Here is a 21,531-nt window from a genome sequence, read left to right as displayed (position 1 = left end):
CCACGCATCAGTCGTCGCGCGGATCGGCGCCCGGCGTGGCGTCCTCGTCGCGGGTGCTCACGCCGGCCTCGGCGAACGTCGCCATGTTCGTGAGGACCGCCACCGCGCCGTGCAGGATCGGCAGCGCGGCGACCGCCCCCGAGCCCTCGCCGAGACGCATCCCCAGGTCGACGAGGGGATCCAGATTCAGGTGCCGCAGGGCCAGCGTGTGGGCCGGTTCGGTGGAGCGGTGCCCGGCGATCCACCAGTCCCGGGCTCCCGGGGCGAGTTCCTCGGCGACGAGCGCCGCGGCGGTGACGACGACCCCGTCGAGCACGACCGGGGTCCGGCGTACCGACGCCTGCGCGAGGTACCCGGCCATCGCGGCGAGGTCGGCGCCTCCCGCGGTGCGCAGCAGCGCCACCGGGTTGCGGGCGTGGGGCCGTGCGCGGCGCATCGCGTTGCGGATCGCGGCGACCTTGCGCATCCAGGCGGCGTCGTCGATGCCGGTGCCGCGTCCCACGGCCGCGACGGGCTCGGTGCCGGTGAGCGTGGCGATCAGCGCCGTCGCGGGGGTGGTGTTGCCGATCCCCATGTCACCCGCGACGAGCAGGTCGGCTCCCGCATCGACCTCCTCGTCGGCGACGGCTCGCCCGGCGGTGATCGCCTGGAGGGTCTCTTCCTCGGTGAGCGCGTCCTCCCGGTCGATGGAGCCGCTCGACCGGCGCACCTTGTGTGCGGAAACCGCCGGATCCGTGTCCCCGTCGACGGCCATGTCCACCACCCGGACCCCGGCGCCGGCGGTGGCGGCGAGAACGTTGACCGCGGCGCCGCCGGCGAGGAAATTGGCGACCATCTGAGCGGTCACCTCGGGGGGATACGCCGAGACACCGCCGCGGGCCACACCGTGATCGCCGGCGAACACCACCACCCGGGGACGGGTGAACGGGTGGGGCGGTACCTGCCCCTGGCAGGACGCGACCCAGCACCCCAGCTCCTCCAGCCGGCCGAGGGAACCGGCAGGCTTGGTGAGATCGCGCTGCCGGGCGTCGGCGCGCCGGCGGACCTCCCGGTCGGGGGCGACGACGGGCGGGAAGACGACGTCGGCGGAGTGGACCGATTCGCTGCTCACGGGGCACCTTTCACGAAGTGGCGGAGGTCGAAGCCACCGCTGGACGCTATCAACCCGCGCCGTGGCAGAAAATCGACGGTAGATGGCTTTGCTGCCACTGTCTCGGGCGTTGCACCGGCGACAGACTGTCCGTCATGAGCCAGGTCGTCGTGATCGTCCTCGTGTTGGCCGCGCTCGTCGCCGGCCTCGAACTCGCGCGGGCCCGTTCCCGCCCCGCCCCGCGGTGGGTGACGCGGGCCTGGTGGCGCCACAACCACTTCCGGCCGCACGATCCGTCGTCGCCCCTGTGCGGCGACCCGTCGGCCGGCTGGGTGCGCAGCACGATCGATGCGCGCCGAGCACCGCACCACTGACCGGTGCGCAGGCCCGCGCGGTCAGACGGCGTCGCCGGGGGAAACCCGTGGCAGCGGCGCCCGGAGCTTGCGGATCTGCGAGGCTCGCACGAACGCGTACCACCCCAGGCCGAAGCCGCCCTCCGTGGTGTCGGGGAAGCGGGCCCGGGCCTTCTTGTTCACGAGGCGGCCGAGGTAGATCCCCTCGATCACCATGAGCACGATCATCGCGAACATCGCGAGCGTCACGTACTGCTGGACCACCGGCCCGAGGAACATCGTCATGATCAGGACCAGCGCCATGGGCATGAACAGGCCCACGAGGTTGCGGCGGCTGTCCACCAGGTCGCGCACGTAGGCCCGCACGGGCCCCTTGTCGCGCGGCAGCAGGTACTTCTCCTCGCCCGCGAGCATGCGGGTGCGGCGCTCGCCGGCGGCGGCGCGGCGCTCCGCGGACTGCGCCTTGCGCTCCTCCTTGGAGAGGGACTGCTTGGCGGCCTTGCGGCGCGCCCGGGCTTCCTTGGCGGTCAACGGAGCCGGAGCGACGGGACCACGCCGGCGGGCCTCGGCCTCTCGGCGCTTCGGGGTCGGACGGCCCTTGCCGGTCGTTCCCTTGCCGCCCTCGGACTGCGGGTCGGCGACGGACTCGGACGCGCCGAGGTCCCCGTTGTCGGATTCGTCGGAACCGCCGCGGCGTAGCAACTTCACCCCTCCAGGCTATGGGAAAACCGTCCCGGCCGGAAAATCGCCCCCGGTCAGGCCCGCGTGCGGTCCGAGGCGCGCATGAGGAATAGATGCGCGCGCGGTACCGTTGAGGCAACCGGGTTGGAACACGAAAGACTAGGGAGCGCCCATGACTGTGCAGGAAGAGACCGCCACTCACGGCGTCACCATGACCGAGGCCGCCTCCGCCAAGGCGAAGGCGCTGCTCGACCAGGAGGGCCGCGACGACCTCTCGCTGCGCATCGCCGTGCAGCCGGGTGGGTGTGCGGGCCTTCGCTACCAGCTGTTCTTCGACGACCGGACGCTCGACGGTGACCTCACCCGCGACTTCGGCGGCGTCATTCTCGCCGTCGACCGCATGAGCGCCCCCTACGTCGAAGGCGCGTCGATCGACTTCGTCGACACGATCGAGAAGCAGGGCTTCACGATCGACAACCCGAACGCCACCGGCTCCTGCGCCTGCGGCGATTCGTTCAACTGACGTAAGTCCGCCCGTGTCCGAAGGACGCGGTCCGCACTGCGGCCCCGACGCGCACTCGCGTCGGGGCCGCAGTGCTGTGCGGGTGGGTGCGGGTAGCGTGAGATCGGTCCCAGTCCTTCGCTGAAAGGCCCAGCCACGTGACCATCGCCGTGACCGGTTCCATCGCCACCGACCACCTCATGCGTTTCCCCGGACGCTTCGCCGAGCAGCTCGTCGCAGACCAGCTCAGCCACATCTCGCTCAGCTTCCTGGTCGACGACCTGGTGGTCCGTCGCGGCGGCGTGGGCGGCAACATCGCCTACGCGATGGGTGTGCTCGGCGGGTCGCCGGTGCTCGTCGGGGCGGTCGGCGCCGACTTCGCCGAGTACCGTGCGTGGCTCGAGGGCAACGGCGTCAACTGCGACCCCGTGCACGTGTCGCAGACCGCGCACACCGCGCGCTTCGTGTGCACGACCGACGAGGCGATGGCACAGATCGCCTCGTTCTATCCCGGCGCGATGTCCGAGGCCCGGGACATCTCCCTCGCCGACGTGACCGGGGCGCACGGGGTCGATCTGGTCCTGATCGGCGCGAACGACCCGGAGGCGATGGCCCGGCACACCGACGAGTGCCGACAGCTCGGCATGCCGTTCGCGGCCGACCCGTCCCAGCAGCTCGCCCGTCTGAGCGGCGACGAGGCGGCCCGGCTGATCGACGGTGCCGCCTACCTGTTCACCAACGAGTACGAGTGGGGGCTCCTGCAGCAGAAGACCGGCCTGACCGAGGAGCAGATCCGCGCAATGGTCGGTCTGCGCGTCACCACGCTCGGCGGCCACGGCGTCGAGATCGTCGAACGGGACGGCCACCGGATTCACGTCGGCGTCGTGCCCGAGCGGGCCAAGGTGGATCCCACCGGCGTCGGCGACGCATTCCGGGCGGGCTTCCTGCTGGGACACCGCGCGGGCCTCAGTCTCGAGCGTGCCGCCCAGCTCGGCTCGCTCGTCGCGGTGCTCGTGCTCGAGACGACCGGCACCCAGGAATGGACCTTCGACCGTCCCGACGCGGTCAAGCGGCTGGCGGTCGCGTACGGGCAGACGGCCGCGGACGAGATCGCCGCGATCCTGCCGTGATCGGCCGGTGTGTCCTTCGGGCGGTTCCCACCGCCCAAAGGACACACCGGCCGCGTAGCGGCCCTACACCTCGACGGGGTAGGCCGGCTCCTGGATGTCCGGCACGATGCGCTGCTCGACGAAGATGCCGTGCCAGATCATGAACACCAGCACCGTCCACAGCCGGCGGCTGTGATCGACGCGGCCCTCGCGGTGCTCGTCGAGCATCCGGCCGACGGCCGCCTTGTCCAGCAGGTGCTCGGTGCCCGACTCGGCGATCACGGCGCGGGCCCACTCGAACAGCTCCGGGCCGCGCAGCCAGTGCCGCAGCGGCACGGGGAAGCCGAGCTTCGCGCGGTGCAGCACGTGCGGCGGGACGATATCCTCGAGGGCCTGGCGCAGCGCGTACTTGGTGGTGTTCTTCGTGATCTTCTGATCCAGCGGCACCTGCGAGGCGACGCGGAAGACCTCGGGATCCAGGAACGGCACCCGCAGCTCCAGCGAGTTCGCCATCGTCATCTTGTCGGCCTTGACGAGGATGTCGCCGCGCAGCCACGTGAACAGGTCGAGGTGCTGCATCCGCGCGACGGGATCCCAGCCGGCGGAGCGGGCGTAGATCGGTGCGGTGACGTCCTGATGCGTCCATTCCGGACGGAAGTCGCGCAGCACCGCCCGCAGCTGCGCGTCGTTGAAGCTGCGGGCGTTCCCGTAGTACCGCTCCTCGAGGGTCATCGACCCGCGATGCAGCAGGCTCTTGCCGCGGGTGCCCTCGGGGATGCGCTCGGACAGCTTCCCGGCCGCGCGCCGCAACGGCTTCGGCAGGTACTCGAACGGCTTCAGCGATAGCGGCTCGCGGTAGATGGTGTAGCCGCCGAACAGCTCGTCGGCACCTTCCCCGGAGAGCACCACCTTCACGTGCTTGCGGGCCTCCTTGGCGACGAACCACAGGGGCACCAGCGCGGGATCGGCGACGGGGTCGTCCAGATACCACACGATCTCGGGGATCGCCGCGGCGAACTCGGCGGGGGAGACGACCTTGACGACGTGGCGGGCGCCGATCGCGGCGGCGGACTCGGCCGCCACGTCGACCTCCGAGTAGCCCTCGCGCTCGAACCCGGTGGTGAACGTGATCAGGTTCGGATTGTGCCGCATCGCGAGCGCCGCGACGGCCGTGGAGTCGATGCCGCCGGACAGGAACGACCCGACCGTCACGTCGGCACGCATGTGCTTGGCGACGGAATCCTCGAGCGCCTCGGCGATTTCCCGGTACCGGTCGCGCTCGCGGCCTGCGGCAAAGGGCCGGACCGGGAACGTCGGCTCGAAGTAGCGCGTGATCTCCGGCCGGCCCCCCGGGCGCACCCGGGCGTAGCAGCCGGACTCGAGCCGCCGGATCTCCTTGTGCAGGGTCTCCGGCTCGGGAACGTACTGCAGCACCGTGTAGTGCTCGACGGCGCGGGGGTCGAGTTCGGTGCCGATCCCGATCAGATCGGCCAGCTCGAGCAGGCTCTTCTTCTCGCTGCCGAACGCGGTGCCGCCGGTGCCCGTGGCGAGGAACAGCGGCTTGATGCCGAACGGGTCGCGGGCGAGGAACAGCTCGCGCGTCTCGGTGTCCCAGATCGCGAACGCGAACATGCCCCGCAGCCGTCGCACCGCCTCGGTGCCCCAGTAGTGGTACGCGGCGACGATGGTCTCGCTGTCCCCCTCGGTGGCGAACTGCGCCCCGTACTTCTCCGCCAGCTCGGCCCGCAGCTCCACGTAGTTGTAGATCTCACCGTTGAAGGTCAGGGCGTAGCGCTCCGGGGACTCCGGCGGGCCCCACCGCAGCGGCTGGTGCGAGTGCGCGATGTCGATGATCGACAGCCGGTTGAACCCGTAGACCAGGTCGCCGTCGTGCCAGGTGCCGTGCTCGTCCGGTCCGCGATGACGCAGGCAGTGCATCGCGGAGTCGACCCTGGCGACGGCGTCGTCGCTGGTGCCGTCAGTGGTCAGTAACCCGAGCAGTCCGCACACGGCGTCCGATACCTCATTCCGGTTGGGATGGATTCGGCCCCCGGGATGTTGCCGCAGCAGGGACCGACGGTCTGCATGGCAGTATGCCGCAGGCCGGGGGTCGCGGCAGCCGGTGGCCGGCGTCGACCCGGGCCGTGAGCAGCGGGCACGCGACGACGCGACACGTTGTGTGCGCCCCGGGGATGGATCGCGGCCGGGTTTGGTCTACGCTGCGTAGTAATTGGGTCTGCCCTCCGGGTGTGCCCTAGTGGAATTGCGGCGATCAGGAAGGCGTGAACGTGGCGCAAGGTCGGATCCTTCGGCGGTTCGGGCTGGCAGCATCTCTCGGTATTGCAGCCGTGCTGCTGACGGGATGTAGCAGCGAGGAAGTCCTGCGTTTCGGCTGGCCGGAGGGGATTACCCCGCAGGCCGAGCGTATGCGTGAGCTGTGGACGTGGTCGGTCGTCGCCGCCCTCGTCATGGGTGTACTGGTGTGGGGCCTGACCTTCTGGGTGGTCATCTTCCACCGCAAGAAGAAGGACTCGCCGGAATTCCCGCGGCAGACGGCCTACAACGTGCCGCTCGAGCTGCTGTACACGGCGGTCCCGTTCGTCATCATCGCGGTGCTGTTCTACTTCACCGTGGTGGTGCAGAACTACGTCCTCGAGAAGGAGGACAACCCGAATGTCGTCGTCGACGTCACGGCGTTCCAGTGGAACTGGAAGTTCGGCTACCGCACCGTCGACCTCGGTGAGGGCACGGCGCGCTACGAGGGGACGGACGAGATCGCGCAGGCCGCGGTCGAGGGCGACACCGAGCAGCATGCCGGCGGCGAGCACGAGATCCCGGCCCCGATCCACGGCCAGGAGGCCGAGGACCTGTCGTACCTGCACTACAACAAGATCGAGACGGTCGGCACCAGCAACGAGATCCCGGTCCTCGTCCTGCCGACCGATCGCCGGATCGAGTTCGTGCTCGCCTCGTCCGACGTGATCCACTCCTTCTGGGTGCCGGAGTTCCTGTTCAAGCGTGACGTCAACCCGAACCCGCTGAACAACAGCTCCGATCCGGTCTTCCAGATCTCCGAGATCCAGGAGGAAGGCGCGTTCGTCGGCCGCTGCGCCGAGATGTGCGGCACCTACCACGCGATGATGAACTTCGAGGTCCGCGCGGTGAGCCCGGAGCGGTTCGCGGAGTACATCGAGCTCCGCAAGCCCGTCGAGGACGGTGGCGAGGGCCTGACCAACGCGCAGGCGCTCGAGCGCATCGGCGAGTCCCCGGTCGCGACGTCCACCACCCCCTTCAAGACCGACCGCACCGACCGCGCGGCCAGTGGTGTCGTCACCGCGGGCAACTGACCGGTAAACCTCCGACCAAGGACAAGCTGATATGAAGATCGAAGCCAAGCTCTTCGAAGTCGTGACGGTGTTCTTCGTGCTCGTCGCCATCGTGTACGGAGTGTTCACCGGCCTGTCCCGCACGGGCATCGAGTGGGCCGGCCTGACGGCGATCGTGCTCTCCGCCGGCCTGACGCTCATCGTCGGCACCTACTTCCGGTTCGTGGCCCGTCGCCTCGACACCCGCCCGGAGGACTACGAGGAGGCCGAGATCAGCGACGGCGCAGGCGACCTGGGCTTCTTCAGCGCGGGTAGCTACTGGCCGATCCTGCTGGCCGGGGCGGCTGCGTTCGCCGCCATCGCGCTGGCCTTCTTCCAGCCGTGGCTGATCGTCCTCGCCGTGATCCTGATCCTCGCTGCTGCGGCCGGCCTGGTGTTCGAGTACCACGTCGGACCCGAGAAGCACTGAGCGCACACAGCGCGTAGATCCGATGCCGCGGGGCGGCCTCACCACACGGTGAGGCCGCCCCGCGGCCGTTTCCGTTCCGTGCCCGGACGGGGAGCCTCGGGCCGTGCTCGCCGTGCGCGGTTCGCGTCACGGCTCGGCGGGGTGTCACCGGGGAATCGTCCATGGCCCGGTCGTGGGGAACGGGGCCGACGCCGGGGGTGCCGGGCGGGCAGTGTCGCGGCGCGCCGCTGTCCCGGCCGCGAGAGCCCTCACGCCTACTCACCCGCCCGGCGTAGCCACGGCGGATCCACAGGCGGGCGCTGCTGAGGTACTACGGCGGCGACCTCGTCGAGGTGGCGCTCGCCGCCGTGCCGGCGGTGGGGTGATACCGCGCCGCGGGTCGGAATCGAACCCGGATGGTCCCGTCGGAACGCGGCGGCAGGACACCGCGCGGAACGCGGCGGCAGGACACCGCGCGGAACGCGGCGGCAGGACACCGCGCGGAACGCGGCGGCAGGACACCGCGCGCCCCCCGGGCAGACGCCGATGCGGTACCGCGCTCGAACCGACTCGCGTACCGCGACACGCCCGGCCCGTCCGAGGGCCGGTGAGCCGACGGTCCGCTCGGGTTCCCTGCCGTCCGTCGCAGTGGGGGAGGGGTGGGGTGCGGGGACCGGATCCGGTCGTCCGCACCGACCGGAAGCCACCGGGGATGGAAGCCGCAGGGACCACGGAGAAACGGGAGGGGCCCCGAACCGTTTCCGGTTCGGGGCCCCTCCCGTGGTTTCGGACTCGAGCGACCGTCAGTGCGCCTTGCCGTCGCCGTCCGTGGTGCCGTGGACGCGCGTCTGGTACTCGCTCAGGATGGCGCGCTGCTCGACCTCGGCCTCGTGGTGCGCGGCCTCGAGTGCCGTCGCCTCCTCGGCCGGGTCCGCGCTCCACCAGCTGCCCGCGCCGGGCTTGCCGGCGGTGCCGAGCTTGTTCATGCGCTTCGGCACCGGAGCACCCTGGTACTCGAGCGGAATCGGGTGACCGTGGTCGTCCACCGGGCCGAGCGGCTGGTGGATCTCGATGTACTCGCCGTGCGGCAGGCGACGGACGATGCCCGTCTCGATGCCGTGCTCGAGCACCTGGCGGTCGCTGCGCTGCAGGCCCAGGCAGAACCGGTAGGTCAGGTAGTAGGCGAGCGGCGGGCCGAGCAGGATGCCGATGCGGCCGATCCACGTCATCGCGTTCAGCGAGATGTCGAACTTGTAGGCGATGATGTCGTTGATGCACATGATGGTCGCGATGGCGTAGAACGTCAGAGCCATCGCGCCGATCGCGGTCCGGACCGGCACGTCCCGCGGACGCTGCAGCAGGTTGTGGTGCGCATCGTCCTTGGTGAACTTCTTCTCGATCCACGGGTAGGCGATGAGGACCGTGAAGACCAGGCCCATGATCACTGCGATCCAGAACACCGCGGGGATCGTGTAGCGGCCGAACAGGTAGATCTCCCACGCCGGCCAGATACGGGCCAGGCCGTCCGTCCACATCATGTAGATGTCGGGCTGCGAGCCGGCGGACACCTGCGACGGGTTGTACGGGCCGATGTTCCAGACCGGGTTGATCTGCAGCAGACCGCTCATCAGCGCCAGCACGGCGAAGGTGATGGCGAAGAACGCACCGGACTTGACCGCGAACACCGGCAGGATCCGGACACCGACGACGTTCTGCTCGGTACGGCCGGGGCCGGGGAACTGGGTGTGCTTCTGGTACCAGACCAGGGCCAGGTGGGCTGCGATCAGGGCGAGGATGATGCCCGGAATCAGCAGCACGTGCGCGACGTACAGGCGCGGGATGATGAGCATGCCGGGGAAGTCGCCGCCGAAGATCAGCCAGTGCATCCAGGTGCCGATCACCGGGATGCTGATGGTGATGCCGGACAGCGCGGCCCGCAGGCCGGTGCCGGAAAGCAGGTCGTCGGGCAGCGAGTAGCCGAAGAAGCCCTCGAACATCGCCAGGATCAGCAGCAGCGAGCCGATCACCCAGTTCGCTTCACGCGGACGGCGGAACGCACCGGTGAAGAACACGCGCAGCAGGTGCACGATGATCGACGCGGCGAACATCAGCGCAGCCCAGTGGTGGATCTGCCGGACGAACAGACCGCCGCGCACCTCGAAGGAGATGTCCAGGGTCGTCTCGTACGCACGCGACATCGTGACGCCGCGCAGCGGGGTGTAGGCGCCGTCGTAGGTGACGTGCGCGAGGGACGGATCGAAGAACAACGTCAGGTACACACCCGAGATCAGCAGGATCACGAAGCTGTACAGGGCGATCTCACCCAGGAGGAAGGACCAGTGGGTGGGGAACACCTTGTTGATCTGACGCCGCAGCCCGGCGGCCGGGTGATAGCGCGAGTCGATGTTCTCCGCCGCGTGGGCGGCGCGGGATGGTGTTGCAGTACTCACGGGCGACGCTCCCAAAATGCCGGACCGAGAGCCTCGATGAAGTCACCGTTGGCGACGAGGAAGCCCTCTTCGTTCACTGTAATAGGCAACTGCGGCAGTGCGCGAGCAGCAGGACCGAACAGGGGCTTGCCGTACTCCAGGGCATTGAACTGCGACTGGTGGCAGGGGCACAGGATGCGGTTGGTCTGCTGTTCGTACAACGACGTCGGGCAGCCCAGGTGGGTGCAGATCTTCGAGTAGGCGAAGTAGTCGCCGTAGTTGAAGCTCTCCTGACCCTTGCGCTTGATCGCCCTCGCCGTGTCCTCGGTCCGGAGGCGGATCAGCATGACGGCGTTGCGGATGCCGCGCAGGCCCTCGAGGAGGGCGTGCTCGTCACCGCGGTCCGACTCGCGGAAGGGGAACACGGTCTCCATGCCGCCGGCATCGAGGTCCTCCGGGCGGACCAGGACGATGTCGTTCGGGCGTCCGGTGTCGCGACGCAGGTAGATCGTCTCGCCCGGGTACCGGGGCGTCCAGCCCGAGACCCACAGCGGCGACTCGTCGCCCTCGGCCCAGGGGTTCTTGATCAGGCCGCCGAGCGGCATGATCAGGCCGAGGCCGAGCGCGCCGCCACCGAACAGTGCCGTGCGCTTGATCAGCTTGCGACGCGGCAGCGTGGAGGTGTCCAGCGAGTCGGAGAGCTCGGCGACGATCGTCCGCCGATCGACCTCCGAAGAGACTCCGTCGTGCCGATCCTGGATCGACACCTCTTCCGGGATGAACTTCTTGGTGAACTGCACCGCGCCGACGCCGACGCCGAGGATGGCCAGACCCAGGGTCAGGCCCAGCAGCGGCGTGTACAGGTTGTACAGCGTGTAGTTGTCCTCACCGGGGCCCTGGTACTCCCACGGCCAGAAGATGAAGACCGCGATGAACGCGAGAGCCGACACACCCGCCAGCCCGAACCAGAAGGCGACGTTCCGTTCCGCGCGCTTCTCGGCGCGCGTGCCCGCGACGGGCCAGCGGTCCTTGCGGAACGCCACGTCCACGCCGTCGAGGTTGGTGCCGAGCGCGACGAGATCGTCGCGGCTCATCTGATCGAGGTTCTCGATCGTGTGCTTGTTCGGCGTTTCGCCGCCACTCATGACCTTGCTCCGATCCACAGTGCCGCACCGACGACGGCGACGATCCCGACCACCCACATCGCCGGGCCCTCGGAGGCGGGGCCGAAACCGCCCAGGCCGTATCCGCCGGGGCTGTTCGTCTCGCCGGAGGCCTTGACGTAGGCGATGATGTCCTCCTTCTCCTCCAGCGTGAGCTGACGATCGGAGAACTTGGGCATGTTCTGCGGGCCGGTCAGCATCGCCGTGTAGATCTGCTGCTCGTTCGCCGGATCCAGCGCCGGCGCGAACTTGCCGGACGACAGCGCGCCGCCGCGGCCGGTGAAGTTGTGGCATGAGGCGCAGTTCTGGCGGAACAGCTCGCTGCCGCGGGCAACGTCGTTGCCGCGCAGCGAGGACTGGGCGATCTCGCCGTTCTCGTCACGGATGAGCGTCGGGCCGCCGCCGTTGGCCTGGATGTACGCGCCGAGGGCGTCCGTCTGGGCCGCGTCGAACTTCGGCGTCTTGCGCACGGCCTGGGCCTCGTTGCGCATCATCGGCATGCGGCCGGTGGAGACCTGGAAGTACACGGCCGCCTCGCCGACACCGATCAGGCTGGGGCCGCGGTCCTGCACACCCTGCAGGTTGGCGCCGTGGCACGTGACGCAGGAGGTCTCGTAGAGCTGCTTGCCTTCGCGGATCAGGGCCGACTGGTCCTCGTTCGCCGTCGCCACCTGCGGCGCGGGAGTCAGCGCGGAGGCGAGGAAGCCGGCGCTGAGCAGGCCGAGGGCGAGCACCAGCGCACCGGTGACGCGGCGGCGCAGCTTGCGCTGACGGCGGGACTTGGCGGACGCGGCCGCGGACTGACCGGGCATGTCACCCTCGGAAGCGAGAGGTGGGGATGAACTCATCTGTATCCCTTTGGTATGTCGGGACGGACTGGACGTCAGGGGGCTGCCTGGGCGTTCAGCTGGCTAACGGATGAAATAAATCGTGGCAAACAGCGCGATCCACACGATGTCGACGAAGTGCCAGTAGTAGGAGACGACGATCGCCGCGGTGGCCTGCGCCGGCGTGAACTTGCTGACCCTCGTGCGCACGAGGAGGAACACGAAGGCGACGAGGCCGCCGATGACGTGCAGGCCGTGGAAGCCGGTCGTGATGTAGAAGACCGAACCCCACACCATGCTCGAGATCGTCACGCCCTCGCCGACCAGCTGGGTGTACTCGAAGCCCTGGCCGAGCACGAAGAACGTGCCCATGGCGAGGGTGATGATGTACCACCGCCGGAGGCCGAACACGTCGCCACGTTCGGCTGCGAACACACCCATCTGGCAGGTGAAGGAGGAGGCGATCAGCACGAGGGTGACCGGCACCGCCAACGCCAGATTGAGGTGGACAGGCTCCGGCGGCCAGTTGCCGTCGGCCTGCGCCCGCGCCACGAAGTACATGGCGAAGAGCCCTGCGAAAAACATGAGCTCACTGGACAACCACACGATGGTGCCGACGCTGACCAGATTGGGCCGGTTCAGCGAGTGCACGCGCTGGGTGATTGCAGTTCCTGAAGTCCCTACTGCGCTCGTCACGTTCGCAAGTATGACTGCTCGTAGTAACTCGTGGGCAATCGGGGCCGAAATCGGCGCGTCTTCGCTGGTGGGCGCCGTGCGATCGCGTTTTCCGGGGGCGGTCGTGCACTGCCCGTGGCGCGTGGGATCGTGGTGCGATGAGCAGTGGCGGAGGGGTGTGGGGCCGGGTCCGGCGAGCGTTCTCGCGCAGGGGTCCGGAGCCCCTGGATCCGGCACGGCCGGACCTGGTGGTGGTGGTCTCGTCCTTCGACGACGTCGAGGCCTGTTCGACCGCCCTCGAGCGGGGCGCGGCGACCGAACCGGCCTGGTCGCCGGAGTCGGAGGCCGTCCTGCGGCACCATCTCGAGCTGCCGGCCGATTCCGTGGAGCGGGCGATCGCCCTGGCCGCGCAGGACGGGTACGCCCCGGCGCAGCCGGCGAACCCGGCCGGGCCCGGCCTCCAGGCCGTCCTGCTGCAGCGGGTGCAGGTGCTCGATGCGCTGCACTGTTCGCAGGAGCGGTCGCGGATGGCCGGTCTGGCGCAACGGCTCGGCGGTACCGCGCTCGGGTGGGACGCCCTGCAGCCGGAGATCGGCCCTGGCTAAGCTCTTCCGGCATGCGCCGCCGACGACGGCGGCGCACCGAGGAGCGAGATGCGGCGAGGGCAGGTGCGATGAACGCTGGACGACAGGCGGATGCGGTGGCCCGGAGCTGGCCGGCGGTCCTCGGTGGGCTCACCGCCGGACGCGACCTCGCGCGTGCGGAGGCCCAGTGGGCGATGGACGAGATCATGTCCGACAACGCCACGGCCGCGCAGATCGCCGCGTTCGGCGTCGCGCTGAAGATGAAGGGGGAGACGCCCGAGGAGCTGCTCGGCCTCGCCGACTCGATGCTGGGCCACGCCCGGCTGGTGCCGGTGGACGACGACGTCGTCGACATCGTGGGCACCGGCGGGGACCGGGCGAACACGGTCAACATCTCGACCATGGCGTCGCTGGTGGTGGCCGCGTGCGGCATCCGCGTCGTCAAGCACGGCAACCGGGCGGCCTCGTCGAAGAGCGGCGGCGCGGACGTGCTCGAGGCGCTCGGCGTGCACATCAGCCTCGGTCCCGAGGCCGTCGCGGAGTCGGTCGCCGAGGCCGGCATCGGGTTCTGTTTCGCCCCCGTCTACCACCCGGCGCTCCGGTTCGCGGCCGCACCGCGTAAGGAGATCGGTATCCCGACGGTGTTCAACGTGCTCGGGCCGCTGACCAACCCGGCCCGGCCCCGCGCCGGCCTGATCGGATGTGCCTTCCCGGAGCTGATCGGCACGGTCGCCGGTGTCCTCGCCGAGCGGGGCAACTCGGCGCTCGTCGTGCGGGGCGACGACGGACTGGACGAACTGACCACCTCCACGACGTCGACGGTGTACGTCGTCCGGGACGGCAGCGTGAGCACCGTGAGCCTGGATCCCACCGACCTCGGCGTCGCCCGGGTGCCGCTGGACGCGCTGCGCGGCGGCGACGCCGCCGAGAACGCCGTGATCGCGCGGGCGGTGCTCGCCGGGGAGCACGGGCCGGTACGCGACGCGGTCCTGCTGAACGCCGCCGGGGCGATCGCCGCCTTCCGGGGGTTCGAGGGATCGCTCGCCAGTGCCCTGGCGGCGGGGATGCAGACGGCAGCCGAGGCGCTGGACTCGGGCGCGGCGGCGGCGGTGCTCGCCCGCTGGGTCGAGGTGACCAACCGGCTCGCCGCCGCGGGCTGAGCGCGACGACGGGCCGGGCGTCCGTCCTATTCGCCGATCGAGAACCCGGCCTCGACGTCGGCGCTCGAGTACGACTGGAAGGCGATGTGCGTCGCCGTCCTGGTCACGCCGTCGAGTTTGTTGATCCCGCGGGTGACCACCTCGGCGATCTCCTCGTGGTCGCGCACCCGCAGCAGCGCGATCAGGTCGATGTCGCCGGCGCACGAGTACACCTTGTCGACGCCGGCCAGGTCCGCGACCGCCTGGGCGGTCTCCGGGATGCGGTGGGCGTCGGCGTGGATCAGGACGATGGCGTGGATCATTGCTCTCCTCGGCTTCCGGGGACGGACCTGCGGGCGAGCCCTCAGCGTAGGGGGTGCGCGATCGTGACCGGCTCGGCCCCGGCGCGTGCCGTTCGGGCGAGCTCACCCCACTGCGCCCACGCCCCGGCGCCGCGGAGCGGCTCGGACCAGCCCTGGGTGGTCCGGACGATGCGGACTCCGTCGTCGTGGAGCCAGCGGGCCAGCAGTCCCAGTTCCTCGACGAGCGCACCCCGCAGCGGCGCGGTCGTCGGGCGCACGGTCTCGGCCGCGGCGGCGATCGCGTCGACGACGGGCATCGGCGGGACGCCGCGTGGAGCGACTCCCGCTGCCGCGAGCCGGCCGGCCCGGATCACCGCGAACTCCCAACCCCCTTCGGCGCGTCGGCGGGCGGCGATCAGCTCGTCCACCGCCGCTAGGGCGGCCAGGCGCTGCGTCCGGCGCAGCGCGAACACGGCGTCGGCCGCCCGGTCCCGCAGCCGGGCCGCGCCCTCGAACAGTTCGGCGGCGCCGAGGTGGTCGATGCGCTCGCGCATCCGATGCAGCGGCGCGTCGTCCTCCCCGCGCAGCAGCGCCCGGGCGAGGTCCACCTGCCGCGCGTACTCGACGGGGGTCTGCAGCCCGGCCGCGGCGGCGGCGCAGGCCCCCACGGCCTCCGGAGGGCAGTGCTCGCCGTGCCGTTTCGTGCGGGGGATGCGCCGGGTGCAGGTCCGCAGCAGGCAGAACTCGGCGACGGTGGTGGCGACGGCGACGGCGTCGGCCCGCGACGAGAACGGGCCGACGGCGTCGGTCGGGCCGCCGCACGTCGGGGCCGGGGGCGCCGTGGTCGGTGTGCGGACGACGGACAGCCGGGGGAACGCCTCGTCCGTGAGGGTGATCCACCAGCCCCGGGTGGGGAACTTGGAGCGACGGTTGTAGGGCGGGGCGTGCGCGGCGAGCAGCCGCAGCTCCCGCACCCCGGCCTCGAGGGCATGGGCGCACTCGACGTGATCGATCCGGGTGGTGAGTGCCACCATCTCCTTCAGGCGGGGCCGGGTCTCGGATCCGGTGAAGTAGTTGCGCACGCGGCGGCGCAGGTCGACCGCGGTCCCGATGTACAGCACCTCGTCCGAGGGCCCGCGGAACAGGTACACGCCGGGCCGCCGCGGCAGGTGCGCCGCGAGGGACCGTTTGGCGCGTTGCTCGGCGGTGACGGCCGGCAGATAGTCCCGCAGTTCGGTGAGGCTGTGTACCCCTTGGTTGCCGACGCGGTCGATGAGCGCGTGCAGGACGTCGACGGTTGCCCGGGCGTCGTCGAGGGCGCGGTGCGTGGGCGTGGTGGACACCCGGAACAGCTCGGCGAGCGCGGACAGCCGCACGGACGGTGCCTCGTCCCGGCCGAGGACGCGGCGCGCGAGCTTGACCGTGCACAGTACCTGCAAGCGGGGCCACGCGACCTCGGACCGGGACGCCGCGGCCCGCAGGAATCCCACGTCGAAGCCCGCGTTGTGCGCGACGAGCACGGATCCGGCGGCGAACTCGAGGAACGAGGGCAGGACCTGCTCGATCCGGGGCGCGGCACGGACCATGGCGGTCGTGATGCCGGTGAGCTGCACGATGTTCGGGGGGATCGACCGGCCCGGGTCGACGAGCGTGGCGAACTCGCCGAGCACCTCGCCGCCGCGGATCTTGACCGCCCCGATCTCCGTGATCGCGTCGTCCGTGGAGCTGCCGCCGGTGGTCTCGAGATCGACGACGACGAAGGTGGTCTCCCGCAGCGGCGTGTCCAATTCGTCGAAACCGAGCTGCACCCCGACGGCGGGCTCGGTTCGGTGGGGCACGGTCACGACGCCAGGGTAGGGGGCGGGTCCGACACCCCGGGGACGGGGCGGAGACACCCGGAACGGTCCGGGGAGACGAGGATCACACCTTCGGTCGGCCGTGTGGGTGTGGGCGGCGGCGCGAGAGGGTATCGATACCGCGACCGGAGGGCAGGCGCCGCCTCGGTCGGCGGCTTCTCGCTTCGTCGATGCGCTCGTGATCGCCGGTTCGACCTGCGACAACGCGACGGGTTCCGGGCGCAGGCCGCCGGAGGCGCCCGGAGCGGCCGCGGGCCTGCCGCGTCCCGAACCGACCGTTATGTTTCCGTGATCGAACGGGCCGGGCCGTCGGACCCGAATCGGACATACCCGTCAATCCGCGGCGTCTCCGGCGCGGACGGTCGACATCCTCCGATGCGATTTCGTAATCTTTTCGAGACCAAGCGGTGAGGATGTCGAACCACCAGAGGGGAGACGCCGCTCGGTCACCGCCTAATCGGCGCACCCGCAGCGGGTGCCCGAGCCGGGGACCCACGTTGTCCTCTGGGGTGAATCCCCTCCGACCGCGCCAGCGGGACGAGGGGTAGGGCTGATCTTCCCAGCCCGAACCCGTCAGCTAACTCGGTCGGCGGACGAACGGAAGAAATGGAGCAACCCCCTCGTGGCGTCTCAGATTTCCAAGCGCACCGTGCGGCGCGCCGTCGTCGCCGGTGCCCTCGCTCTCGGCGCGGTCACTGTTTCGGCGGGTCCCGCCCTCGCGGAACCGATCACCATTCCCGGCGTCGGCTCGTTCGAGCTGCCGGCGGGTGTGACCCTCCCGCCGGAGGTCACCAACCTCGTCCCGCAGGGTGCCGCGCCGGCGCCGGCCGCGCCCTTCAGCGCGCCGGTCACCTCGGTCGCACAGCGCGCCGTGGACGCCGCTCACACCAAGCTCGGCGCCCCGTACGTCTACGGCGCCGCCGGCCCGGACGCCTTCGACTGCTCCGGCCTGGTGCAGTGGGCCTACAAGCAGGCCGGCCTGAACCTGCCGCGCACCAGCTACGAGCAGGCCTCCGCCGGTCGCGCCGTGGACGTTTCGGCGCTGCAGCCCGGCGACGTCGTGTCCTTCTACGGCGGCAGCCACTCCGGCATCTACATCGGCAACGGCAACGTCATCCACGCGTCGACCTCGGGCCAGCCCGTGAAGGTCGCCCCGGTGAACTCGATGCCGGTCGACGGGGCCCGTCGCTACTGAGCGACGACTCGACGACTGCCACGCAGTGGCGCAGCGGGGGCGGACCGGTCGATGCCGGTCCGCCCCCGCCGGTTTTCCGGGATTCGCCTACCCGGCGCTGCGTGACCTACCGGTGGGTAGACACGAACCAATGCCCTTCCGTAACCTGATCGAGATTTTTCGGGTAACGGGTGCGCAACGTCGAACGAAAGGACCTGGTCCCGTGGTGGTGGACAGGACGAAACGGTCGCTTCGGGCGCTGGTGGCAATCGGAGTGCTGCTGACGGTGGCGTTCGCGGCCGCCCCGGCCGGAGCCGACCCGGTGGGGGAGAGCCCCACCGTCGCCCTGGAGCGGCTCGCCGAGCTGTCGCGCAAGTCCGAGCAGACCACCGAGGCGCTGCACAATGCCGGAATCGATCTCGACGCGAAGGTCGACGCCCAGCGCGCCGCCGACGCGGAGCTGGCCCGCGACCGCGAGGCGCTGGCCGCCGCGGAAGCAGAACTCGCGGTCTTCCGCCCGACCGTGGACAAGCTCGCCGTCGCCAATTACCGCGGTGCCCGCACCAACCGGCTGTTCGCCCTGATGGTCAGCGACTCACCCCAGCAGCTGCTCGACCAGATGTCGGCGCTCGACGTCATCGCCCAGGAGACCGCCGACCAGGTCGCGGGATTCCGCACCGCGTCGTCGGCCGCCGCGGAGGCGGCGCTGGCGTCCCAGCGCTCGGTCGACGAGGCGCGTGCCGCCGCCGAGCAGGCGCAAGCCGTGCGCGACGATCTGCAGCGGCAGCAGAGCGAGCTCGAGGCCCAGATCGACGAGGTGCTCGCCGCCTTCGCCGAGCTGAGCGCCGAGGAGAAGGCCACGCTGGCCGGCGCGCCGTTCCCGCCGGGATTCGACGCCGAGAAGATCCTGTCGGGCCTCGCCCCCGGTAGCGGCAGCGGTGCCCTGCAGGCCGGCATGACCAGGATCGGCAGCCCGTACAGCTGGGGGGCCACCGGCCCCTCCGCGTTCGACTGCTCCGGCCTCGTGGTGTGGGCCTACAAGCAGATCGGCAAGAGCCTGCCGCGCTCGAGCCAGGCCCAGGCCCAGGGCGGCACCCCCGTCCCGCGCGACCAGCTCCAGCCCGGCGACGTCGTGACCTTCTACGACGACGCCTCGCACGTGGGGCTGTACGCGGGCAACGGCAACGTCCTGCACGCCTCCACGTACGGCGTGCCCGTCAAGGTCGCCCCGATGGACAGGATGCCGTTCCACAACGCCCGCCGGTACTGACGCCCGTCGTGCCGCCACCCCCACGGTGCCGGTGTGAGCGCGACCTACACTGGCCGCCGTGCCCGCGCCCGATTCGTCCCGCCGTCCCCCCGGCAGCCGCCGGTGGGAGCGACTCGGCGTGGCCGGGCTGATCGTCGCGGTCGTGGCCGTCGGCCTCACGCTCGCGTTCACGCCCGACGACGAGCCGGCCGAACCGGCGTCGCGCACGGCCGTGCAGGGGCTGCTCGACACCTGGTCCCGGGCCGTGCGCTCCGCCGACCGGGCGGCGTTGGCGGCCCTCGTGGACCCGCAGGCCCGCCCGGGGTTGCTCGACGCGGAGGTGCGGCGCGCCGAGGCCCTCGCCGCGTTGCCGCTGGCGGACTTCGGTTACGAGCTCGGCCAGGACCCCGGGACCGACGTGACCGACGACGTCGGGGCCCGCCTCGGCGCCGACGAGGCCCGCGCCCACACCGTCCTGCTGCGCTACGCCGTCGAGGGCATCGACGACGAACCGACGCGCAAGCCCGTCACGCTGCTCCTCGCCCGCCGGGGTGAGCAGTGGCGCCTCGTCGACGACCGCCCGCTGCCGGGTGCGGAGACCACCACCTGGCGGGGGCCGTGGGACTACGGACCGCTGCTGGTCCGGGCCGTGGACACCGGGGCCGGGGGGCGGTCCCTCGTCGTCGGGCACCCCGAGCACTCGTCCCTCGTCTCGGACATCGCCGGCGAACTCGAGGCCGCGGTGGAGGCCGTGGACGCCGCGTGGGGAACCGAGTGGCCCCGCCGCGCCCTCGTGCTCGTCACCGCCTCGCACGACGAGTTCACCGCCCAGGTCGGCAGCCGCTACAACGGCGCGGAGATCGCCGCCGTCGCCGTGTCCGACGCTGTCGACCACGAGCGCGGCGAGACCACCGGCCAGCGCATCGTCTTCAGCCCCGCCGCCGGGCAGCGGCTGGACGCGGCGGGCCTGCGGGCGATCCTGCGCCACGAACTCACCCACGTCGCGGCCCGCACCGACACGGTCGACGGGTCGCCGCTGTGGATCCTCGAGGGCTACGCCGACTACGTGGGCTACCGCAACGCCGACGGTGCCCTCGGCGTCATCGCGCCCACCCTCGCCGCCGCCGTCGCCGAGCGTGGGGCGCCCACCGCGCTGCCTACAGACGCCGACTTCGCCGGCGACGGTGCGCGTCTGGCGTACGAGAGCGCGTGGTCGATCGCGACGTTCGTCGCCGGGGAGTTCGGCGGCGATCGTCTCACCGCCCTGTACCGGCGGCTGGCCACCGGGCCCGTCGACGCCGCGGAACTCGACGCCGCGCTCGGCGACGTGCTCGGTGCGGATGCGGAGCAATTCGTCGCCCGATGGCAGACCTGGCTCGAGGCGCAGGTGCCGGCCCGGGTCGGCTGACCCGGCGTCCGCGCCCGCCACGGCACCGCCTACGGTGAGCGCATGCCCCGAACGCTGCTGGTCACCAACGACTTTCCGCCCCGGCCCGGGGGGATCCAGTCCTACCTGCAGGCGTTCGCGTCCCAGTTGCCCCCGGACGAACTCGTCGTGTACGCCCCGCGATGGCGCGGTGACAGCCACGTGAAGTTCGACGCCCGGCAACCCTTCGAGGTTGTCCGCCACCCCACCACCCTGATGCTGCCGACCCCCGCAGTGGCACGGCGGGCCACCCGGCTGATGAGCGACCGGGCCTGCGAGAACGTGTGGTTCGGCGCCGCGGCGCCGCTCGCCCTGCTCGCGCCCGTGCTGCGCCGCGCCGGTGCCCGCCGGGTCCTGGCCAGCACCCACGGGCACGAGGTGGGCTGGTCGATGGTGCCCGCCGGACGGCAGGCGCTGCGCCGCATCGGTGACCACACCGACGCCGTCACGTACGTCAGCCGGTACACCCGCGGTCGATTCGCCTCGGCGTTCGGGCCCGGCGCGGGGCTCGAGCATCTGCCCTCCGGCGTGGACACCGAGGTGTTCCGGCCGGACCCCGCCGCTCGCGCGGAACTGCGCGCCCGGTACGGGCTGGGCGACCGGCCCACCGTGCTGTGCCTGTCCCGGCTCGTGCCCCGCAAGGGCCAGGACATGCTCATCCGTGCGCTGCCGGAGGTCCGCCGTCGCATCGACGGGGCGGTGCTCGTGATCGTCGGCGGCGGCCCGTACCAGGACCGCCTCCGGGAACTGGTCCGCGCGGTCGGGGTCGACGACCACGTCGTGATCACCGGCGGGGTGCCGGCTGCCGAACTCCCCGCCCACCACACCATCGCGGACGTGTTCGCGATGCCGTGCCGTACGCGCGGCGCCGGCCTCGACGTCGAGGGTCTCGGGATCGTCTACCTCGAGGCGTCCGCCACCGGGGTGCCCGTGGTGGCGGGCCGGTCCGGCGGTGCGCCGGAGACCGTACGCGCAGGGGAGACCGGGGTCGTGGTCGACGGCACGTCGGTCGCGGCGGTCGCGGGCGCCGTCGCCGACGTCCTCGCCGACCGCGACCGGGCGGCGGCGATGGGCGCGGCGGGCCGCGCCTGGGTCGGCGCCGAATGGCGGTGGGACGTGCTCGGTGCGAAACTGCGGCGCCTGCTGGCCTGACGCCCCGACCGGCCCGCGCGCCCGACCGACCCGGCCCCCTGGACGA

General features: G+C 71.2%; 20 protein-coding genes and 1 riboswitch. Of the genes, 11 read left to right on the top strand and 9 right to left on the bottom strand.

Going from position 1 to position 21,531, the window contains the following annotated elements:
* Window positions 1-7: 7 nt before the first annotated feature.
* Window positions 8-1,111, bottom strand: coding sequence for a nicotinate-nucleotide--dimethylbenzimidazole phosphoribosyltransferase (gene cobT, locus HFP48_RS16150; protein ID WP_050035372.1), 1,104 nt, complete (start codon window positions 1,109-1,111; stop codon window positions 8-10).
* A 134-nt stretch (window positions 1,112-1,245) separates the two neighbouring features.
* Here cobT and HFP48_RS16145 point away from each other — a divergent pair, with 134 nt between their 5' ends.
* Window positions 1,246-1,464, top strand: coding sequence for a hypothetical protein (locus HFP48_RS16145; RefSeq protein WP_006947775.1), 219 nt, complete (start codon window positions 1,246-1,248; stop codon window positions 1,462-1,464).
* A 21-nt stretch (window positions 1,465-1,485) separates the two neighbouring features.
* On the opposite strand, the gene HFP48_RS16140 is transcribed toward HFP48_RS16145, so the two are convergent.
* Window positions 1,486-2,151 carry a DUF3043 domain-containing protein gene (locus HFP48_RS16140; RefSeq protein ID WP_006947776.1) on the bottom strand — a complete coding sequence of 222 codons (666 nt, stop codon included), beginning with the start codon at window positions 2,149-2,151 and terminating at the stop codon, window positions 1,486-1,488.
* Window positions 2,152-2,296: 145 nt separating this feature from the next.
* Here HFP48_RS16140 and HFP48_RS16135 point away from each other — a divergent pair, with 145 nt between their 5' ends.
* Complete coding sequence (locus HFP48_RS16135) at window positions 2,297-2,647, top strand: iron-sulfur cluster assembly accessory protein (RefSeq protein WP_029544238.1); 351 nt, start codon at window positions 2,297-2,299, stop codon at window positions 2,645-2,647.
* A 137-nt stretch (window positions 2,648-2,784) separates the two neighbouring features.
* Window positions 2,785-3,756, top strand: coding sequence for a carbohydrate kinase family protein (locus HFP48_RS16130; protein ID WP_006947778.1), 972 nt, complete (start codon window positions 2,785-2,787; stop codon window positions 3,754-3,756).
* Window positions 3,757-3,819: 63 nt separating this feature from the next.
* Here the strand turns inward: HFP48_RS16130 and asnB are convergent, their stop codons facing one another.
* A complete protein-coding gene (asnB, locus tag HFP48_RS16125) occupies window positions 3,820-5,745 on the bottom strand; it encodes an asparagine synthase (glutamine-hydrolyzing) (RefSeq protein WP_050035371.1) in 1,926 nt (641 codons plus the stop codon).
* 272 nt (window positions 5,746-6,017) lie between these two features.
* On the opposite strand from asnB, the gene HFP48_RS16120 reads away from it, so the two are divergent.
* Complete coding sequence (locus HFP48_RS16120) at window positions 6,018-7,082, top strand: cytochrome c oxidase subunit II (protein WP_168579754.1); 1,065 nt, start codon at window positions 6,018-6,020, stop codon at window positions 7,080-7,082.
* Window positions 7,083-7,113: 31 nt separating this feature from the next.
* Window positions 7,114-7,530 (top strand): cytochrome c oxidase subunit 4, encoded by a 417-nt coding sequence (locus tag HFP48_RS16115; protein WP_006940002.1) that lies wholly within the window; start codon window positions 7,114-7,116, stop codon window positions 7,528-7,530.
* A 782-nt stretch (window positions 7,531-8,312) separates the two neighbouring features.
* On the opposite strand, the gene HFP48_RS16110 is transcribed toward HFP48_RS16115, so the two are convergent.
* The 4 genes from HFP48_RS16110 to HFP48_RS16095 all read right to left on the bottom strand — a co-directional run bounded on the left by HFP48_RS16110 (window position 8,313) and on the right by HFP48_RS16095 (window position 12,624).
* Window positions 8,313-9,959, bottom strand: coding sequence for a cytochrome bc complex cytochrome b subunit (locus tag HFP48_RS16110; protein WP_029544233.1), 1,647 nt, complete (start codon window positions 9,957-9,959; stop codon window positions 8,313-8,315).
* The gene (locus HFP48_RS16105) at window positions 9,956-11,083 is read right to left on the bottom strand and encodes a ubiquinol-cytochrome c reductase iron-sulfur subunit (RefSeq protein WP_029544230.1); all 1,128 of its coding nucleotides are present in this window, start codon (window positions 11,081-11,083) and stop codon (window positions 9,956-9,958) included. Before HFP48_RS16105 ends, HFP48_RS16110 begins: the two co-directional genes overlap by 4 nt.
* Window positions 11,080-11,913, bottom strand: coding sequence for a cytochrome c (locus HFP48_RS16100; protein WP_168579753.1), 834 nt, complete (start codon window positions 11,911-11,913; stop codon window positions 11,080-11,082). Before HFP48_RS16100 ends, HFP48_RS16105 begins: the two co-directional genes overlap by 4 nt.
* Window positions 11,914-12,012: 99 nt before the next feature.
* Window positions 12,013-12,624: a heme-copper oxidase subunit III gene (locus tag HFP48_RS16095; RefSeq protein ID WP_006932077.1), complete on the bottom strand. Its 612-nt coding sequence runs from the start codon at window positions 12,622-12,624 to the stop codon at window positions 12,013-12,015.
* Between the two features lie 137 nt (window positions 12,625-12,761).
* Between HFP48_RS16095 and HFP48_RS16090 the strand changes: the two genes are divergently transcribed.
* Complete coding sequence (locus tag HFP48_RS16090; RefSeq protein ID WP_029544227.1) at window positions 12,762-13,208, top strand: hypothetical protein; 447 nt, start codon at window positions 12,762-12,764, stop codon at window positions 13,206-13,208.
* A 68-nt stretch (window positions 13,209-13,276) separates the two neighbouring features.
* Window positions 13,277-14,347 carry an anthranilate phosphoribosyltransferase gene (gene trpD, locus HFP48_RS16085; RefSeq protein WP_180986951.1) on the top strand — a complete coding sequence of 357 codons (1,071 nt, stop codon included), beginning with the start codon at window positions 13,277-13,279 and terminating at the stop codon, window positions 14,345-14,347.
* A 26-nt stretch (window positions 14,348-14,373) separates the two neighbouring features.
* Here trpD and HFP48_RS16080 read toward each other — a convergent pair whose 3' ends face one another.
* A complete protein-coding gene (locus tag HFP48_RS16080) occupies window positions 14,374-14,649 on the bottom strand; it encodes an Lrp/AsnC ligand binding domain-containing protein (RefSeq protein ID WP_006932084.1) in 276 nt (91 codons plus the stop codon).
* 41 nt (window positions 14,650-14,690) lie between these two features.
* Complete coding sequence (locus HFP48_RS16075; protein WP_050036378.1) at window positions 14,691-16,436, bottom strand: DEDD exonuclease domain-containing protein; 1,746 nt, start codon at window positions 16,434-16,436, stop codon at window positions 14,691-14,693.
* A 488-nt stretch (window positions 16,437-16,924) separates the two neighbouring features.
* Window positions 16,925-17,092: riboswitch (cyclic di-AMP (ydaO/yuaA leader) on the top strand.
* A 14-nt stretch (window positions 17,093-17,106) separates the two neighbouring features.
* Here HFP48_RS16075 and HFP48_RS16070 point away from each other — a divergent pair.
* The 4 genes from HFP48_RS16070 (at window position 17,107) to HFP48_RS16055 (ending at window position 21,485) form a co-directional block, all read left to right on the top strand.
* Window positions 17,107-17,679: a C40 family peptidase gene (locus tag HFP48_RS16070; protein ID WP_168579752.1), complete on the top strand. Its 573-nt coding sequence runs from the start codon at window positions 17,107-17,109 to the stop codon at window positions 17,677-17,679.
* A gap of 202 nt (window positions 17,680-17,881) precedes the next feature.
* Complete coding sequence (locus HFP48_RS16065) at window positions 17,882-18,928, top strand: NlpC/P60 family protein (RefSeq protein WP_006933341.1); 1,047 nt, start codon at window positions 17,882-17,884, stop codon at window positions 18,926-18,928.
* Between the two features lie 58 nt (window positions 18,929-18,986).
* Window positions 18,987-20,315 (top strand): hypothetical protein, encoded by a 1,329-nt coding sequence (locus tag HFP48_RS16060; RefSeq protein WP_029544220.1) that lies wholly within the window; start codon window positions 18,987-18,989, stop codon window positions 20,313-20,315.
* 42 nt (window positions 20,316-20,357) lie between these two features.
* The gene (locus HFP48_RS16055) at window positions 20,358-21,485 is read left to right on the top strand and encodes a glycosyltransferase family 4 protein (RefSeq protein WP_168579751.1); all 1,128 of its coding nucleotides are present in this window, start codon (window positions 20,358-20,360) and stop codon (window positions 21,483-21,485) included.
* Window positions 21,486-21,531: the final 46 nt, after the last annotated feature.

It is taken from the genome of Rhodococcus sp. DMU1 (genome assembly GCF_012272955.1).
In the GTDB taxonomy this organism is placed as follows: Bacteria; Actinomycetota; Actinomycetes; order Mycobacteriales; family Mycobacteriaceae; genus Rhodococcus; species Rhodococcus aetherivorans.
Note: the sequence above shows the minus strand (reverse complement) of the source record. Positions and strands in the feature narration are given on the sequence as shown.